We start from the raw sequence: 17,661 nt of genomic DNA on the forward strand, positions 1-17,661 counted from the left end.
AATTGATTCGACCCGCTCTGCTTGAAATTACCGGTCGGAAAGGAGAAAAAGTGACACGTAACGAAAAAACTGAAGTTGTTGCAAAATTAGAGAGTGAATTTAAAACTGCTGAAGCTATTGTAGTTTGTGACTATCGTGGCCTTTCGGTAAAGAAACTTGAAGTTTTAAGAAATTCCGCTAAAGAACAAAATGTAAAAGTTCAGGTTATTAAAAATACTCTTGCAAATATTGCTCTTAAAAATTCTGATAAAGTCGGAATGGAACTCAAAGATACAAATATCTATCTTTGGAGCGAAGATCAATTAGCAGTAACTAAAGTAGCCGCAAAATTTGAAGAGTCTAATGCTGATCTTTTCAAAATAAAAACAGCTTATATTGATGGCGAAGTTGCTAGCGTTGATAAAGTTAAAGCTCTATCTAAAATGCCTAGCCGTGATGAGCTTATTGCGATGCTTTTACAAGTTTGGAATGCGCCGATTCAAAATTTCACAATTGGTTTGAATGCGCTTAAAGAGAAAAAAGAACAATCAGCTTAATTAAAATTAAAAAATAATAAGGATTAAAAATGGCAATTACTAAAGAAGATGTATTAGAGTTTATATCTAATCTTTCTGTACTTGAGCTTAGTGAACTTGTAAAAGAGTTCGAAGAGAAATTTGGTGTTAGCGCTGCTCCTGTAATGGTAGCTGGTGGCGCTGTTGCGGCAGGTGGTGCAGCAGCTGCAGCAGAGGAAAAAACAGAATTTAACATTGTTTTGGTTGATTCTGGTGATAAGAAAATCAACGTTATTAAAGTTGTTAGAGCGCTTACTGGTCTTGGTCTTAAAGAAGCTAAAGATGCAGTTGAGGGAACACCATCTGTTCTTAAAGAAGGCGTTAGCAAAGATGAGGCTGAGGCAGCTAAAAAAGAGCTTGAAGAAGCTGGTGCTAAGGTTGAACTTAAATAATTTTTTATTATTTGAGCTTAATATTTCAAGAGAGGGCACAGTCTCTCTCTTTTTTAAATTTTAGATGCCTTGTTAAAAGGCTATACTTTTCTTTCAAAATTACCACGAGGTAGATGCAATGTTAAATAGCTTATACTCAGGAAATCGTCTTAGGGTTGACTTCTCTAATGTCGTTAAGGAGATAGACGTTCCGAACCTACTACAACTACAAAAAAAGAGCTTTGATAATTTTTTAAATCTAAATAACAATCAAGCAGAAAGCGGTATAGAAAAAGTTTTTAAATCAATCTTTCCAATACATGATCCGCAAAATCGTTTGACTTTAGAATATGTTGGCTCAGAAATTGGAAAACCAAAATATACAATCAGAGAGTGTATAGAAAGAGGTCTTACATACTCTGTAAATTTAAAGATGAAAATACGTCTTATTGTTCATGAGAAAGATGATAAGACAGGTGATAAAGTTGGTGTTAAAGATATAAAAGAACAAGAAATTTTTATACGTGAAATTCCACTAATGACTGATAGAATTTCATTTATTATAAATGGTGTTGAGCGTGTTGTTGTAAATCAACTCCATAGAAGTCCAGGTGTTATTTTTAAACAAGAAGAGAGCGCGACTGTTGCAAATAAATTAATTTATACAGCTCAAATAATACCTGATCGTGGCTCTTGGCTACATTTCGAATATGACACAAAAGATATTTTATATGTTAGGATAAATAAACGTAGAAAAGTGCCAGTAACTATATTATTTAGGGCGCTTGGATATAAAAAACAAGACATTATTAAGTTGTTTTATCCAATACAAAATTTAATTATTAAAAATAACAAATTCTTAACTCTTTTTAATCCTGAAGATTATTTGGGAAGAGTTGAATATGATATAAAAAACGAAGATGGAGAAATTCTTCATCAAGCAGGCAAACGTCTAACCAAGAAAAAAGCTGATAAGTTGATTGAAGATGGCGTAAAATTTGTTGAATACCCAGTTGAAGCACTTATTGGTAGATATTTGGCAAATCCTGTAATAAATACAGAGAGTGGAGAAATTTTATATGATACACTATCTGCTCTTGACGAGAATAAACTTACGAAAATCTTAGCTGAACATGAAAGTATTGAGATTATAAATAACTCTGCTGCTGGTGTTGATGATGCGATTATAAATTCTTTTATAGCTGACAACGATATGCTTAAGGTTTTAAAACAAACTGAGGGTGTGGATGATGAAAATGATCTTGCGGCTATTAGAATTTATAAGGTCATGAGACCAGGAGAGCCAGTTGTTAAAGAGGCTGCAAAGAGTTTTGTAAATGATATGCTATTTAACCCTGAGAGATACGATTTAACAAAAGTTGGTCGTATGAAAATGAATCATAAGCTCTCTCTTGATGTGCCAGAATACGTTACTTTACTAACAAGCGAAGATATCATAAAAACTGCGAAATATCTTATAAAAGTTAAAAACGGACAAGGTCACATTGATGACCGAGATCACCTTGGCAACCGCCGTATAAGGTCAATCGGTGAGCTACTTGCTAGCGAACTTCACCTCGGTTTTGTAAAGATGCAAAAGGCTATCCGCGATAAATTTACAAGCTTAAGTAATAATACCGAAGAGATTATGCCATACGACCTCATTAATCCAAAAATGATTACTGCAACAATTATGGAATTTTTCACAGGTGGACAGCTAAGCCAGTTTATGGATCAGACAAACCCACTTAGCGAAGTTACTCACAAACGCCGTCTATCTGCGCTTGGCGAGGGTGGTTTAGTAAAAGAGCGTGCTGGATTTGAGGTGCGTGACGTTCACCCAACTCATTACGGTAGAATTTGTCCAGTTGAGACTCCAGAAGGTCAAAATATTGGCCTTATCAATACGCTTTCAACCTATGCAAAAGTGAATGATCTTGGCTTTGTTGAAGCACCTTACAAAAAAGTTGTAGATGGCAAAGTGACTGATGAGATAGTTTATTTAACTGCAACTCAAGAAGAGGGCAATGTTATAGCTCCAGCATCAACTAAACTTGATGAAAATGGACACATCGTTGAGGACTTGATTGAGGTTAGAAAAGATGGCGAGATGATGCTTGCGCGTAGAGAAGATGTTGCTTTGATAGACCTTTGTTCTGGTATGATAGCTGGTGTTGCGGCTTCACTTATTCCATTCCTAGAGCATGATGATGCTAACCGTGCTCTCATGGGCTCAAACATGCAACGCCAGGCAGTGCCACTACTTCGCTCAACTGCTCCTATTGTTGGAACAGGTATGGAGAGCGTTATCGCAAGAGATGCATGGGAAAGTGTAAAAGCAAAACGTAGTGGTGTGGTTGAAAAGGTCGATAATAAAAATATATTCATTTTAGGCGAAGACGAAGCTGGTCCATATATCGATCATTACTCTTTAGAGAAAAATTTAAGAACAAACCAAAATACGACTTTTTCTCAACATCCGATAGTTAAAAAAGGTGATGAGATTGTTGCCGGTCAAATAATTGCTGACGGTCCAAGTATGGAAAAAGGCGAGCTAGCCATTGGTAAAAACGCACTAATAGCATTTATGCCTTGGAATGGCTACAACTACGAAGACGCGATCGTCATTAGTGAAAAAATGATACGTGAAGACGCCTTTACGAGTGTTCATATCTATGAAAAAGAGATCGAAGCTCGTGAGTTAAAAGACGGCGTTGAGGAGATAACAAAAGATATACCAAACGTCAAAGAAGAGGAGCTTATGCACCTTGATGAGAGTGGTATTGTCAAAATTGGTACAGAGATCAAGCCTGGCATGATCCTTGTTGGTAAAGTATCTCCAAAAGGCGAAGTTAAGCCAACTCCAGAAGAAAGATTGCTACGTGCGATTTTTGGTGAAAAGGCTGGTCACGTTGTAAATAAATCGCTCTACGCTTCAGCTTCGATGGAAGGCGTGGTTGTTGATGTTAAAATTTTCACCAAAAAAGGATATGAAAAAGATAGCAGAACGAACAAAGCTTACGAAGAAGAGAAGACTCTTTTAGAAAAAGAACATCATGATAGACTACTTATGCTAGACCGCGAAGAGATGCTAAAAGTTACAGCACTTCTTTCTAAAAATCCACTAGCAAGTGATCAAGAGGTAAATAAAAAAGAGTATAAGAAAGGCTCAAAGATCAATAAGGCTGATCTTGAAAATATAAATAGATTTACCCTAAATGCTATCGTTAAAAGCTTTTCAAAAGATATCCAAAAGAAATATGACGAGCTAAAGAATTACTTCCAAAATGAAAAGAAAAAGCTCAAAGAAGAGCACGATGCTAAGATAGAAATTTTAGAAAAAGATGACATTTTACCAAGCGGTGTTGTTAAACTTGTAAAAGTTTACATAGCTACAAAACGCAAACTAAAAGTCGGCGATAAGATGGCTGGACGTCACGGTAACAAAGGCATTGTTTCAAATATAGTAAGAGAAGTTGATATGCCGTATCTTCCAAGTGGTCAAATCGTAGACATCGTGTTAAACCCACTTGGTGTTCCAAGCCGTATGAATATTGGTCAAATTTTAGAGAGCCATCTTGGTCTTGTTGGTTACCGCTTGGGCGAACAAATCAATGAAATTTTTGAAACTAAAAAAGGCGAGTGGATAAAAGAGCTAAGAGCTAAGATGATAGAGATAGCAGGTGTTGCTAAGCTAATGGACGCTAAAAAAGCTCTTGGTAAGATGAGCGATGAGAAGCTTCTTGAATATGCAAAAGATTGGAGTAATGGCGTAAGATTTGCAACTCCGATTTTTGAAGGCGTTAAGGCTGACGAATTTGCAAAACTATTTGAGATGGCAAAGATAGATAGCGATGGTAAAACTGAGCTATACGATGGACGCACAGGCTCAAAGATAAGAGAACGTGTTAATGTTGGTTGTATGTATATGCTAAAACTTCACCACTTGGTTGATGAAAAAGTTCACGCAAGAAGCACTGGACCATATAGCCTTGTTACACAGCAACCTGTCGGCGGTAAGGCGCTATTTGGTGGTCAAAGGTTTGGTGAGATGGAGGTTTGGGCACTTGAGGCTTATGGTGCCGCTCATACACTAAGAGAGATGCTAACTGTAAAATCAGATGATGTTGAGGGAAGACTTTCTGCTTACAAAGCTTTAACAAGAGGTGAAAACGTTCCTGAGACTGGTATCCCTGAGACGTTCTTTGTTCTAACAAACGAGCTAAAATCACTAGCTCTTGATGTAGAAGTATATGATGAGGATGAGACAAATGAAACTAACTAATTTAAAACCAGTTGAGATAAAAGAAGAGCATAGACCTCGTGATTTTGAAGCTTTTCAACTTCGTTTAGCAAGTCCTGAGAAGATAAAATCTTGGAGTTATGGCGAAGTTAAAAAACCAGAAACTATCAACTACCGCACACTAAAACCTGAGCGTGACGGCTTGTTTTGTGCGAAAATTTTTGGACCGATCCGTGATTACGAGTGCCTTTGTGGCAAATATAAAAAGATGCGTTATAAAGGCATCAAGTGCGAAAAGTGCGGTGTTGAAGTAACAACATCTAAAGTTCGCCGCTCTCGCATGGGTCATATCGAGCTTGTAACTCCAGTGGCTCACATCTGGTATGTAAATTTCTTACCAAGCCGTATTGGTGCACTTCTTGGTATTAAGATGAAAGACCTTGAGCGTGTACTTTACTATGAGGCATACATTGTTGATAATGCTGGCGAAGCTTATTACGACAATGAAAATTCTAAAAAAGTTGAGAAATACGACGTTTTAAATGAAGAGCAATATCAAAGCCTAGCTTCAAGATACGAAGAGACTGGTTTTACAGCTAGAATGGGTGGCGAGGTCATCTATGACATGCTAGCTGAGCTTGATTTGATGGAAATTTTAAATCAGCTAAAAGAAGAGATGGAGTCTACAAATTCTGAGGCCAAGAAAAAGACTATCGTAAAACGCCTAAAAGTTATCGAGAGTTTTTTAAATTCAGGTAACCGCCCAGAGTGGATGATGATAACAAATTTACCAGTTCTTCCACCTGATCTTAGACCGCTAGTCAGCCTTGATGGTGGTAAATTTGCTGTTTCAGACGTAAATGACCTATATCGCCGTGTAATAAACAGAAATAGCCGTCTAAAACGTCTGCTTGAGCTTGATGCACCTGAGATCATTATTAGAAATGAAAAGAGAATGCTTCAAGAAGCTGTTGATGCGCTATTTGATAATGGCCGCAGAGCAAATGCAGTAAAAGGTGCAAATAAGCGCCCACTAAAATCACTAAGTGAGATCATCAAAGGTAAGCAAGGTCGCTTCCGTCAGAATTTGCTAGGTAAGCGTGTTGACTTCTCTGGACGTTCTGTTATCGTCGTTGGTCCAAAGCTAAAGATGGATCAGTGCGGTCTTCCAAAGAAAATGGCTCTAGAACTATTTAAGCCACATTTACTTGCTCGCCTTGAAGAAAAGGGCTATGCGACAACCGTTAAGCAAGCTAAAAAGATGATAGAAGATAAGACAAATGAGGTTTGGGAGTGCCTAGAAGAGGTCGTTAAAGACTATCCAGTTATGCTAAACCGTGCTCCAACACTTCACAAGCTTTCTATCCAGGCATTTCACCCAGTGCTTGTTGAGGGCAAGGCTATCCAACTTCACCCACTAGTTTGTGCGGCGTTCAACGCAGACTTTGACGGTGACCAAATGGCTGTTCATGTGCCACTATCACAAGAGGCTATCGCTGAGTGCAAAATTTTAATGCTTAGCTCAATGAACATCTTGCTTCCTGCAAGCGGTAAGGCTATCACAGTTCCTTCACAAGATATGGTTTTAGGAATTTACTATTTAAGCCTAGAGAGAAATGACGAAAAAGGCGCAAATAAAATTTTCTCAAGCGTTGATGAAGTAATGATCGCTGAAGAGGCTAATACTCTTGGTCTTCATGCTAAAATCAAGACTATGGTTGATAATAAGATCATCTTTACGACGGCTGGTCGCTTGATTTTAAGAGCTATACTTCCTGATTTTGTTCCTGAAAATATGTGGAATAAGATCATGAAGAAAAAAGACATTGCAAATTTGGTTGATTATGTTTATAGAAATGGCGGTCTTGAAGTAACGGCTGACTTTCTTGATAAGCTTAAAAATTTAGGCTTTAGATATGCGACAAAAGCAGGAATTTCTATTTCTATTGCTGATATCATCGTGCCAGATAGCAAGCAAAAATATATTGACGAAGCTAAGAAAAAAGTTCGCGAAATTCAAAAACAATACGGCGCTGGTCTTTTAACAGATAGTGAGAGATATAACAAGATCATTGATATCTGGACAGACACAAACAACAGCGTTGCAAGCGAGATGATGAAGCTTATCCAAAACGATAAAGGTGGATTTAACTCAATTTATATGATGGCGGACTCAGGTGCGAGAGGTAGTGCAGCACAAATTCGTCAGCTAGCTGGTATGCGTGGTCTTATGGCAAAACCTGACGGTTCGATCATTGAAACGCCGATCATTTCAAACTTCCGTGAAGGTCTAAATATAATGGAGTACTTTAACTCAACCCACGGAGCTAGAAAAGGTCTTGCAGATACAGCGCTAAAAACCGCCAACGCTGGTTACCTAACAAGGAAGCTAATCGACGTTGCTCAAAACGTTAAAGTCACAATGCACGACTGCGGTACGCACGAGGGCGTTGAGATCACAGACATCACAGAGAGTGGCGAGCTAATAGAGAGCCTTGAAGAAAGAGTATTAGGCCGTGTTTTAGCAGATGATGTGATCGATCCTATAACTAATGAAATTTTATTTAGCGAAGGCACATTACTTGATGAAGAAAAAGCTAGAGCTATAACAGAAGCTGGCATAAAATCAGTGAGCATTAGAACGCCTATTACGTGCAAGGCACCAAAAGGTGTTTGTGCAAAATGCTACGGCTTAAACTTGGGCGAGGGCAAACTTGTAAAACCAGGTGAAGCAGTTGGCATTATCTCAGCTCAGTCTATCGGTGAGCCAGGTACACAGCTAACGCTAAGAACATTCCACATCGGTGGTACGGCTTCTACTGAGCAACAAGATCGTCAAGTAATCGCCCAAAAAGAAGGTTTTATCAGATATTACAACCTTAATACTTATGATAACGGCGATAAGAAGATCGTTGCAAATAGAAGAAGCGCGGCTGTACTACTTGTTGAGCCAAAGATTAAATCAACGATTGACGGCAAAATAGAGATCGAATATGCCCACGAAGATGTAAATATCGTGATAAAAGGTAAAAAAGAAGAGGTTAAATATACAATTAGAAGAAATGATCTTGCTAAGCCAAATGAATTAGCTGGTGTTAGCGGAAAGATCGAAGGAAAGATGTATATACCTTATGTAAGTGGCGATAAAGTAAAAGAGAATGAAAGTATCGTTGAGATTATAAAAGAGGGTTGGAATATCCCAAATCGTATCCCATACGCTAGTGAACTTAAAATTTCAGACGGAGATCCGGTAACTCGTAAAATTTTAGCTGACGCAAATGGTGTAGTTAAATTTTTCATATTAAAAGGTGATTATCTTGATAGGGTTAAAGATATCAAAAAAGGTCACAAAGTAACTGAAAAAGGTTTCTTTGTAGTTGTTTCTGATAAAGATGGACGTGAGGCGGTTCGCCATTATATCCCAAGAAATTCTATCATCCAAGTTTCTGATAATGATGCAGTTGAGAGAGCGACAGTAGTTTCGTTACCTGAAAAAGATGATAAGTTGATTATTGCTGAGTGGGATCCATACTCAACTCCAACTATTGCTGAAGAAGCCGGTGTGGTTAGTTTTGAGGATATTGAGCCAGGATACAGCGCTACTGAGCAAGCAGATGAGGCGACTGGACAAAGACGTCTTGTTATCAACGAGTATTTGCCAAGCGGTGTAAAACCTGCGATTATTATCGCTACTAAAAAAGGAAATTTAATCAAGTATCCGCTTGATCCAAAAACTGCGATCTTTGTCTCAAGTGGTGATGAAGTAGCTCAGGCTGATATTTTGGCCAAGACCCCAAAAGCTGTTGCTAAGTCAAAAGATATTACCGGCGGTCTTCCAAGAGTTAGTGAGCTATTTGAAGCAAGACGCCCTAAAAATACAGCTATCGTTGCAGAGATTGATGGTGTGGTTAGATTTGATAAGCCACTTCGCTCAAAAGAGCGCATAATCATCCAAGCTGAAGATGGCACAACTGCTGAGTATTTGATCGAGAAAAGTCGTCAGATACAAGTAAGAGACGGGGAATTTGTCCATGCTGGCGAGAAACTAACTGATGGGCTAATCTCAAGCCACGATATTTTAAGAATTCTTGGTGAAAAAGCGCTTCATTATTATTTGATTAGCGAGATTCAACAAGTTTATCGTCGCCAAGGTGTTGCGATTGCAGATAAACATATCGAGATCATCGTCTCTCAAATGCTTCGCCAAGTCAAAATCGTCGATAGCGGAAATACAAATTTCATAGTTGGCGATATGGTCTCAAGAAATAAATTTAAAGAAGAGAACGAGCGTATCATGAACATGGGTGGTGAGCCAGCTATTGCTGAGCCGATCCTTCTTGGTGTTACAAGAGCGGCTATCGGAAGTGATAGTGTGATCTCTGCTGCATCGTTCCAAGAGACAACTAAAGTCTTAACAGAAGCATCTATCGCTGCTAAATTTGACTATCTTGAAGATCTAAAAGAGAACGTTATCCTAGGACGTATGATTCCGGTTGGAACTGGTTTTTATAAGGATAAAAAAGTAAAAATCAAAGAAAACTAATACTTCAAGCCCCTATTTTGGGGCTTAACCTCTTTATAAAATTAAGTCAATTAAAAATTTACAAGCTATTAACTATCACCTAATAAAATCCTTATCTTTAAATCACATCATGGAGAATTTATGAAAAACATTGATCTTGGACTTTTATTTATACGTTTAGGACTTGGTATCTGCCTTTTTATGCATGGTTTTGGTAAAATTTTACATGGACTTAGTGGGGTAAAAGGTATATTAGTAAATGCTGGTTTGCCTGGATTTTTGGCATATTTTTCTTACCTTGGAGAGGTCTTAGCGCCCATTATGTTAATTATTGGTTTTTATTCAAGAGTAGGTGCTATCCTAGTTTTAGGCACTAGTATTACTATTTTATACTCGTACTATGGATTTACAAATTTATTTGCATTAAATGAAGTTAATGGTTTTAAATCAGAACTTATTTACCTTTATATTGCTATTTCACTTTGTATTCTTTTGACAGGTAGTGGCAAATATGCTGTCAAACAAGACTAATGCAAAATAAAGACAGCAGAATTTTTATAAAATCAAGAATTAGGTGAGTAAGTCTAACTTATTAACCGTTATTTAAGTTTATTTTAAATAAAATTAAGTCTTTTTAATAAATTTAGTTGAAAGGAATTATTGTGCCAACCATAAATCAATTGGTCAGAAAAGAACGCAAGAAAGTGACCGTTAAGTCAAAATCTCCAGCGTTAAAAGAGTGCCCTCAAAGAAGAGGAGTTTGCACTAGGGTTTATACTACAACTCCTAAAAAACCAAACTCAGCTTTGAGGAAAGTTGCCAAAGTTAGGCTAACAAGTGGTTTTGAAGTCATCAGCTATATCGGCGGTGAAGGTCATAACCTACAAGAACACAGTATCGTTTTAGTTCGCGGCGGTAGGGTTAAAGACTTACCAGGTGTTAAATATCACATCGTTCGTGGTGCACTTGATACTGCTGGTGTTGCAAAAAGAACAGTTTCTCGTTCTAAATATGGTGCTAAACGCCCTAAAGCTGGCGCTGCAGCTGCAACAAAAAAGTAAAAATTTAGGTTCGCAGACGTTGCTAAAATTTGCAAACGTTTGAGTAAAATTTCATAAAAATTTGAAGGAAAGATCAAAATGAGAAGAAGAAAAGCCCCTGTAAGGGAAGTCTTACCTGATCCGATTTACGGAAATAAAATAATCACTAAATTTATTAATTCTCTTATGTATGATGGCAAAAAAAGCGTCGCTACTGAGATAATGTATGGTGCTATTAAAGCCATAGAAAAGAAAAATGCTGAGGTTAAAGGCATCGACGTTTTTAACGATGCTATTGAAAATGTAAAACCTATTTTAGAAGTTAAATCACGCCGTGTTGGTGGTGCTACTTATCAAGTACCAGTTGAGGTTCGCCCAGCTCGCCAACAAGCTCTTGCTATCCGCTGGCTTATAACTTACGCTAGAAAAAGAAGCGAAAGAACTATGATAGATAAACTAGCGAATGAGCTCTTAGATGCGGCAAACTCAAAAGGTGCATCTTTCAAGAAGAAGGAAGATACTTACAAGATGGCAGAGGCTAATAAAGCATTTGCTCACTACCGCTGGTAAGAAAGAATTAGTATGGCAGAGAGAAAAACGCCTTTACATAAGGTAAGAAATATCGGTATTGCGGCTCACATTGATGCTGGAAAGACAACTACTAGTGAGAGAATTTTATTCTTTACTGGCATGAGCCATAAAATAGGTGAGGTTCATGATGGTGCTGCTACCATGGACTGGATGGAACAAGAAAAAGAGCGTGGTATTACTATTACTTCAGCTGCGACTACGGCATTTTGGAAGGGTTATCAAATAAACCTAATCGACACTCCGGGACACGTTGACTTTACTATCGAAGTTGAGCGTTCTATGCGTGTTCTTGACGGTGCTGTTTCAGTATTTTGTTCTGTTGGTGGTGTTCAACCACAATCGGAAACTGTTTGGAGACAAGCAAATAAATATCACGTACCAAGAATCGTTTTTGTTAATAAAATGGATAGAATAGGTGCAAATTTCTTTAGAGTTGAAGAGCAGATTAGGGAAAGACTAAAAGCAAACCCAATTCCTATTCAAATTCCTATAGGTGCTGAGGATAACTTTAGAGGTGTGGTTGACCTTGTAAGAATGAAAGCTTACGTTTGGAATGATGAGAAAAAACCAACTGACTATGTTGAAGAAGAAATTCCAGCTGAAGTTAAAGATAAAGCAGAAGAATATCGCGCGAAACTAATCGAAGCTGTTTCAGAGACAGATGATAGCTTGATGGAGAAATTTTTTGCTGGCGAAGAGCTAAGTGAAGAAGAAATTAAAAAAGGCATAAAAGCAGGCTGCTTGAGAATGACTATCACGCCTATGCTTTGTGGAACTGCGTTTAAAAACAAGGGTATTCAACCTCTACTTGATGCTGTTGTTGATTACTTGCCAGCTCCAGATGAAATTGAAGCTATTAAAGGCGTATATGAAGATGGTACTGAAGTAACCGTTGAAAGTACTGACAATGGTGAATTTGCAGCTCTTGCATTTAAGATCATGACCGATCCATTTGTTGGACAGCTAACATTTATTCGTGTTTATAGAGGAAGCCTTGAAAGTGGTAGCTATGCTTACAACACAGTTCAAGACTGCAAAGAGAGAATCGGTCGCTTGCTAAAAATGCACTCAAATAAACGTGAAGAGATTACTGAGCTTTTTGCTGGTGAGATCGGTGCTGTTGTTGGTCTAAAAAATACTCTAACAGGTGATACTCTAGCTAGCGAGAAAGATAAAGTTATCCTTGAAAGAATGGACTTCCCTGAGCCAGTTATTAGTGTTGCAGTTGAACCAAAAACAAAGGCAGACCAGGAAAAAATGGCAATAGCACTTCAAAAACTAGCTCAAGAAGATCCAAGTTTTAGAGTTAGTACAGACGAAGAGAGTGGTCAAACTATTATTAGCGGTATGGGTGAGCTTCACTTGGAGATCATAGTTGATCGTATGCTTCGTGAATTTAAGGTAGATGCTGAAGTTGGACAACCACAAGTTGCTTATCGCGAAACTATTCGTAAGACAGTTGAGCAGGAATATAAGTATGCTAAACAATCAGGCGGTCGTGGTCAATATGGTCACGTATTTTTACGTATTGAGCCGCTCCCAGCTGCTAGTGGATTTGAGTTTGTTAATGATATCAAAGGTGGTGTTGTTCCAAAAGAATATATTCCAGCTGTTGAAAAAGGTTGTAAAGAGGCACTTCAAAGTGGTGTTCTTGCTGGTTATCCAGTCGAAGATGTTAAAGTTACACTATTTGATGGTAGCTACCATGAAGTTGACTCGTCTGAAATGGCATTTAAACTTGCTGCTTCAATGGGCTTTAAGGAAGGTGCTAGAAAAGCAGGTGCTGTTATTCTTGAGCCTATGATGAAAGTTGAAGTAGAAACTCCAGAAGAGTATATGGGTGATGTTATAGGCGACCTTAATAAACGCCGTGGCCAAGTAAATTCAATGGATGATAGAAATGGTGTGAAGATCATTGCAGCTTATTGTCCATTAGCTCAAATGTTTGGCTATTCAACAGATCTTCGCTCAATGACTCAAGGCCGTGCAACTTATTCAATGGAATTTGATCACTACGAAGAAGTTCCTAAAAACGTAAGCGATGAGATCATTAAAAAGAGAAATGGCTAATTAACCAAAGAAGGGCAGAGTAATCTGTCCTTCAAAAATTATTTATTATGATAAAATCTATCTACAAAATATATGAATTGTCCTCATAGCTCAGCTGGATAGAGCGTAGAATTCCTAATTCTAAGGCCACAGGTTCGAACCCTGTTGGGGACACCATCCATCATGCAATCATTTTTGTAAAATACAAAGTGCTCAAACAAGTGTTTTTAAAATATACTAAAACGTATAATAAGATATAGCAATTTATAAAAATGCTCTTATGCTGATCAGCAAATAGAGTAAAAGAGAAAATACAAAGAATGGACCTTATAAAAAAGATCATAAGTTATATGCAAACAAGATCACTAATATCAAAGAAAATTTTATAAAAAGCATAATGGTAAATGACTATATTTTCATCAATCTAGTCGGTTTATCTATATATGCATTCGTAGTGGGTTTAGCTTTTTTATCAACGCGTTATATTATTAATTTTTATCTAAACTAATAAATTTTATCAACAAAAATTTTTATATATTTAATAATCCGTGCTAATATTTCAAAAATTTATTTAAGGAGAGTAGATGAAAAAAATTTTACTTTTAGGAGCTGTTTGTTGTATGTTGTCAGCTGATGTTAAAACCGTTAATATAAGCCCAGATGAGATCAAAAAATATGATCAGATTATCGATATAAGAACTCCATCTGAGTGGCAAGAGACTGGCGTTATCGCAGGTGCAAAGACTATAACTTTTAATCCAAACGATAAGAGTGCATTTTTGGAGGAGCTTTCAAAGGCAGTTGATATCAAAAAACCTATTGCTCTTGTTTGCAGAAGCGGCAGAAGAAGTACGGCAGCAGCTACATCGATAGATAGCTCAGATCTTAAGATAATAAATTTGGATGGAGGTATGAGCAGTTTGATCGAGCAAGGCTACAAAACTACACCATATAAAAAATAGAAAAATTTATGATTCTACATTTGACTACAAGATAATTTTATTTTGTAGTCAAATTTTATATCAAATAATAAAATTTATTATTTGATTAACCACCGATTAACTCTAGCTATATATAATTTCATCATATTTATAATAAAGAAGGAGACAAAATGTCAAAAGTTATTTTACAATTAAATGTTATTCAGGCTGATGCAAATGCACTTTATATTAAATTTCACGACCTTCACTGGAATGTAAAAGGTATTCAATTTTTTAGCGTTCATGAATACACAGAAAAGGCCTACGAAGATATGAGTGAGATATTTGACGATGCAGCTGAGAGAGCTCTTATGCTTGGTGGCAGACCTATCGTCAAGGCTGAGGAGCTAGCAAAAGTTACTCATATCAAACACGAACCAAAAGAAATTTACACTCCAACTGAGGTTTTAGAGATTGTCTTGGCTGATTATAAACACCTCTTGGGTGAGTTTAAAAAGCTTGACGAGCTTGCAGAAGGCGATACAACAACTCAAATGTATGCACAAGATCAAATCGCAAAATTTGAAAAAGCCATCTGGATGCTAAACGCAACACTTAGCAAATAACTACTAGCGGGAGTTTTCCCGCTCTATCTAAATAAATTCTACTTTTTGGCGATATTGATTTTATAAATTCTAAGGAGCCAAAATGAAGATTTCTCAAATTGCAAACTCATATAATAATTTAGGTCTAAAAGAAAATGTAAAATCAGAAATTTCACTTCATAAAGATGAAAAAGATATCTCTAAAAAAGAGTCTGAAATTATAAATTTAACAGCCAAAGACATTTCAAATAGCTACTTTTTGCAGTATCAAAAAGAGATCGTTAAAAGTAGTAGTTCAAATTTATTAGCCCAAAGCGGCTTAAGCTTTAATGCGCCTAAAAATTTATCAGAAATTTTATCAGGACTTGATCTTGCAAGTATCGGCTATAACGGTAAATCCTTAAATGAGCTAAGTAGTGACGAGACAAATGATCTTATTAGCGAGAATGGATTTTTTGGTATCGCAAATACGGTTGATAGGATAGCTAGTTTTGTGTTAAATGGTGCAGGCTATGACATAGAAAAACTAAAAGCTGGTAGAGAAGGTGTGGCAAAGGGGTTTGAGGATGCGAAGAAAATTTGGGGAGGTGAGCTCCCTGAAATTTCTCAAAAGACCATTAAAAAGACCCTTGAGACACTTGATAAAAAGATCGCCGAGCTTGGCGGTAACGTTTTAAATGTTTCAGCTTAACTATCTTAGGCAGGCTCGCCTAAGATAAATTTATATGATTGTGCATATAAATTTAGATACGAGCCTTTAATTTCCCGCAAAATTTATTTAATCTTAAAAGTTATACTTTGCCGTTTTACACTAAGGAGAAGAGATGAAAGCTAAAATTTTACTTCCACTGACAACTGCTATCATGTTTTTGGGTTGCTCATTTTTTGAAGACAATCCACCAGTACGAAAACAGCCAAGACAGGTCATGCAAAATACACCAGCAAAAAGCTCGATCAAAGGTTTTATAAAAGAGGTTACTTATAAAGATTCAAAATACTGCTATGAAATAGTGGCGAGCGATACAAAAAACCACAAACTTAATAAAGCAAATTTTTGTGCAAATAGATACTATTATGATAAAGGTGACTTAGTCTATGCGACTTTTTATGCAGATAAACTTATAGATATGCTTCTTATAAAAGAGGGCGGCTCTAGTGGCTTATATAATGGTATAAAAAAGCCACAAAATGAAGTGATTATTAAAAGAAAAAATGTAAAAACAAATATAGAAGTGCCAAAAGAGGAAAAAATTTCTTTTTAATTACCGTTGATTTACTGCTTGCTTATATAATTTCAACAGCAATCAAAACTAGAACTCCTTTTAAGGGGCAAAGCAACAGCCCCTTTTTCTTTTTATTCCCTTTTCCAAAAATGCTGTTTTTGAGGTTAAAATTATCAAAAATATACTTTTTTGGTTAAAATCAGTAAACGATTGGTAACAAAAATTAAAAATTTTATGATTTTTTAAGCTTTAAATTAAAATTTATAGATTATAATCGTTGTCACAAAACCTTAAAAGGAGAAAAAATGAAACTAACAAAAATTAGTTTAGCCACTTTGGTTGCTTTAGGTGCGTTTTCAAGCGTAGCAAGTGCTACTCCACTTGAAGAAGCTATAAAAAATGTAGATCTTTCAGGATTTGCAAGATATAGATATACAAATACTCACAATAAAGATACAGAGCAAAGTGATGTTACAAAAAAAAGCGAAGCTAATCATCAATTTAGAATGGTTACAAACTTTAAAGCCGCTATTGATGATAACTTCTTTGGAGTTATTGGTTTAAGATATAACTCTGTTGATGGCTCAGGTGATAACGCTAAAACAGATAATACAGATGGTACAGATAAAACAGATACAACAAAGACATTTGCTGTTCATCAATTCTATCTTGGCTATAAAATTGGCGGTACAACTATCACAGCCGGTAAACAAGCCATTGGTTCATACTTTACTGATGATGCAGTTGGTACAGGTGTAAGAGTAGTAAATGAAGACATCGAAGGTCTTACGCTTACAGCTTTAGCATTTGATGCTATCTCTAGTGAATGGGCTGATGGTGATTTATACAAGAAGGCAACAGGTTCTTTAGACAGTTATGATGTTGGTAATCTATATGCAGCTGGCATAGCTGGCTCATATGATCCAGTAAATTTCCAACTATGGTATGCTAGTTTAACAAACCTAGCTGACCTACTTGCTGCTGATGTTTCAGCAAATTTTGCTATTACTAATGATGTTTCTTTGGGTGCAAGACTTAACTATGTAAATAGCACAGTTGATGCTAGTGCAAAAAGCAAACTAGGATATAACGATGGTAACTTCTATGCTGGAGAACTTTCAACTTCACTATTTGGTTTTGATTTAGCTGGTGGTTATATCGGTTGGAAATCTAAAGATAAAGGTATATCAGCATTTTCATTTGAAGACCAAGGAAGCTTGATTGACGCAGGTGAAGATATATTTGACTGGACATATGCAGAAGGCAAAGGTAACTTCTTCTACGTAACAGGTGCTTATACATTTGATAAATTTACAGCTGGTTTAGACTATGTAAAAGGTACTCAAAAAACATCAGCTGGTGCTGGTAATCCAGATGCAAAAGATAAAGTTGAAGAATTTGTTCCAAGATTTGCTTATCAATACAGCAAAAAGTTGAAATTTAGTTCATTCTACTCTTTCCAAACACATAAATTAGATAATGATGAGAAAAAGAAAGAAGATAAATTCAGATTTGAAGCTAAATACTCATTCTAATTCATAGC

The 17,661-nt window shown here is 36.6% G+C and carries 13 protein-coding genes and 1 tRNA gene; all 14 read left to right on the forward strand.

Annotation, left to right across the window (positions count from 1 at the left end):
* Positions 1 to 50 precede the first annotated feature (50 nt).
* Entirely contained in the window at positions 51 to 536 is a 486-nt protein-coding gene (gene rplJ / locus G5B98_RS03295; RefSeq protein ID WP_021090459.1) for a 50S ribosomal protein L10, read from the forward strand.
* Positions 537 to 565: 29 nt separating this feature from the next.
* Positions 566 to 946, forward strand: a complete 381-nt coding sequence (gene rplL / locus G5B98_RS03300; RefSeq protein ID WP_021090592.1) for a 50S ribosomal protein L7/L12 — start codon at positions 566 to 568, stop codon at positions 944 to 946.
* A gap of 118 nt (positions 947 to 1,064) precedes the next feature.
* Complete coding sequence (rpoB, locus tag G5B98_RS03305) at positions 1,065 to 5,210, forward strand: DNA-directed RNA polymerase subunit beta (RefSeq protein WP_196087169.1); 4,146 nt, start codon at positions 1,065 to 1,067, stop codon at positions 5,208 to 5,210.
* On the forward strand, positions 5,197 to 9,711 hold the full coding sequence (gene rpoC, locus G5B98_RS03310) for a DNA-directed RNA polymerase subunit beta' (protein ID WP_021091033.1): 4,515 nt from the start codon (positions 5,197 to 5,199) through the stop codon (positions 9,709 to 9,711). Before rpoB ends, rpoC begins: the two co-directional genes overlap by 14 nt.
* Before the next feature lie 120 nt (positions 9,712 to 9,831).
* Entirely contained in the window at positions 9,832 to 10,221 is a 390-nt protein-coding gene (locus G5B98_RS03315; RefSeq protein ID WP_196087170.1) for a DoxX family protein, read from the forward strand.
* 131 nt (positions 10,222 to 10,352) lie between these two features.
* A complete protein-coding gene (gene rpsL / locus G5B98_RS03320; RefSeq protein WP_021090705.1) occupies positions 10,353 to 10,751 on the forward strand; it encodes a 30S ribosomal protein S12 in 399 nt (132 codons plus the stop codon).
* 78 nt (positions 10,752 to 10,829) lie between these two features.
* The gene (gene rpsG / locus G5B98_RS03325) at positions 10,830 to 11,300 is read left to right on the forward strand and encodes a 30S ribosomal protein S7 (protein ID WP_021090980.1); all 471 of its coding nucleotides are present in this window, start codon (positions 10,830 to 10,832) and stop codon (positions 11,298 to 11,300) included.
* A gap of 12 nt (positions 11,301 to 11,312) precedes the next feature.
* On the forward strand, positions 11,313 to 13,391 hold the full coding sequence (gene fusA / locus G5B98_RS03330; protein WP_196087171.1) for an elongation factor G: 2,079 nt from the start codon (positions 11,313 to 11,315) through the stop codon (positions 13,389 to 13,391).
* A 79-nt stretch (positions 13,392 to 13,470) separates the two neighbouring features.
* Positions 13,471 to 13,547 (forward strand) — tRNA-Arg (locus G5B98_RS03335).
* A 407-nt stretch (positions 13,548 to 13,954) separates the two neighbouring features.
* Complete coding sequence (locus G5B98_RS03340) at positions 13,955 to 14,332, forward strand: rhodanese-like domain-containing protein (RefSeq protein WP_085657555.1); 378 nt, start codon at positions 13,955 to 13,957, stop codon at positions 14,330 to 14,332.
* A gap of 149 nt (positions 14,333 to 14,481) precedes the next feature.
* Positions 14,482 to 14,916: a Dps family protein gene (locus G5B98_RS03345; RefSeq protein WP_021090517.1), complete on the forward strand. Its 435-nt coding sequence runs from the start codon at positions 14,482 to 14,484 to the stop codon at positions 14,914 to 14,916.
* Positions 14,917 to 14,998: 82 nt separating this feature from the next.
* Entirely contained in the window at positions 14,999 to 15,586 is a 588-nt protein-coding gene (locus G5B98_RS03350) for a hydrogenase-4 component G (RefSeq protein ID WP_196087172.1), read from the forward strand.
* Positions 15,587 to 15,719: 133 nt separating this feature from the next.
* Positions 15,720 to 16,157, forward strand: a complete 438-nt coding sequence (locus G5B98_RS03355) for a hypothetical protein (RefSeq protein WP_103628909.1) — start codon at positions 15,720 to 15,722, stop codon at positions 16,155 to 16,157.
* 266 nt (positions 16,158 to 16,423) lie between these two features.
* Positions 16,424 to 17,653: a major outer membrane protein gene (locus G5B98_RS03360; RefSeq protein ID WP_084040672.1), complete on the forward strand. Its 1,230-nt coding sequence runs from the start codon at positions 16,424 to 16,426 to the stop codon at positions 17,651 to 17,653.
* Positions 17,654 to 17,661 lie beyond the last annotated feature (8 nt).

It is taken from the genome of Campylobacter concisus (assembly GCF_015679985.1).
Classification (GTDB): Bacteria; Campylobacterota; Campylobacteria; order Campylobacterales; family Campylobacteraceae; genus Campylobacter_A; species Campylobacter_A concisus_AC.

Coding starts and splice junctions, on each gene's coding strand:
- rplL (WP_021090592.1), top strand. CDS start 566: ATGGCAATTACTAAAGAAGATGTATTAGAGTTTATATCTAATCTTTCT.
- rpoB (WP_196087169.1), top strand. CDS start 1,065: ATGTTAAATAGCTTATACTCAGGAAATCGTCTTAGGGTTGACTTCTCT.
- rpoC (WP_021091033.1), top strand. CDS start 5,197: ATGAAACTAACTAATTTAAAACCAGTTGAGATAAAAGAAGAGCATAGA.
- G5B98_RS03315 (WP_196087170.1), top strand. CDS start 9,832: ATGAAAAACATTGATCTTGGACTTTTATTTATACGTTTAGGACTTGGT.
- rpsG (WP_021090980.1), top strand. CDS start 10,830: ATGAGAAGAAGAAAAGCCCCTGTAAGGGAAGTCTTACCTGATCCGATT.
- fusA (WP_196087171.1), top strand. CDS start 11,313: ATGGCAGAGAGAAAAACGCCTTTACATAAGGTAAGAAATATCGGTATT.
- G5B98_RS03340 (WP_085657555.1), top strand. CDS start 13,955: ATGAAAAAAATTTTACTTTTAGGAGCTGTTTGTTGTATGTTGTCAGCT.
- G5B98_RS03345 (WP_021090517.1), top strand. CDS start 14,482: ATGTCAAAAGTTATTTTACAATTAAATGTTATTCAGGCTGATGCAAAT.
- G5B98_RS03350 (WP_196087172.1), top strand. CDS start 14,999: ATGAAGATTTCTCAAATTGCAAACTCATATAATAATTTAGGTCTAAAA.
- G5B98_RS03355 (WP_103628909.1), top strand. CDS start 15,720: ATGAAAGCTAAAATTTTACTTCCACTGACAACTGCTATCATGTTTTTG.
- G5B98_RS03360 (WP_084040672.1), top strand. CDS start 16,424: ATGAAACTAACAAAAATTAGTTTAGCCACTTTGGTTGCTTTAGGTGCG.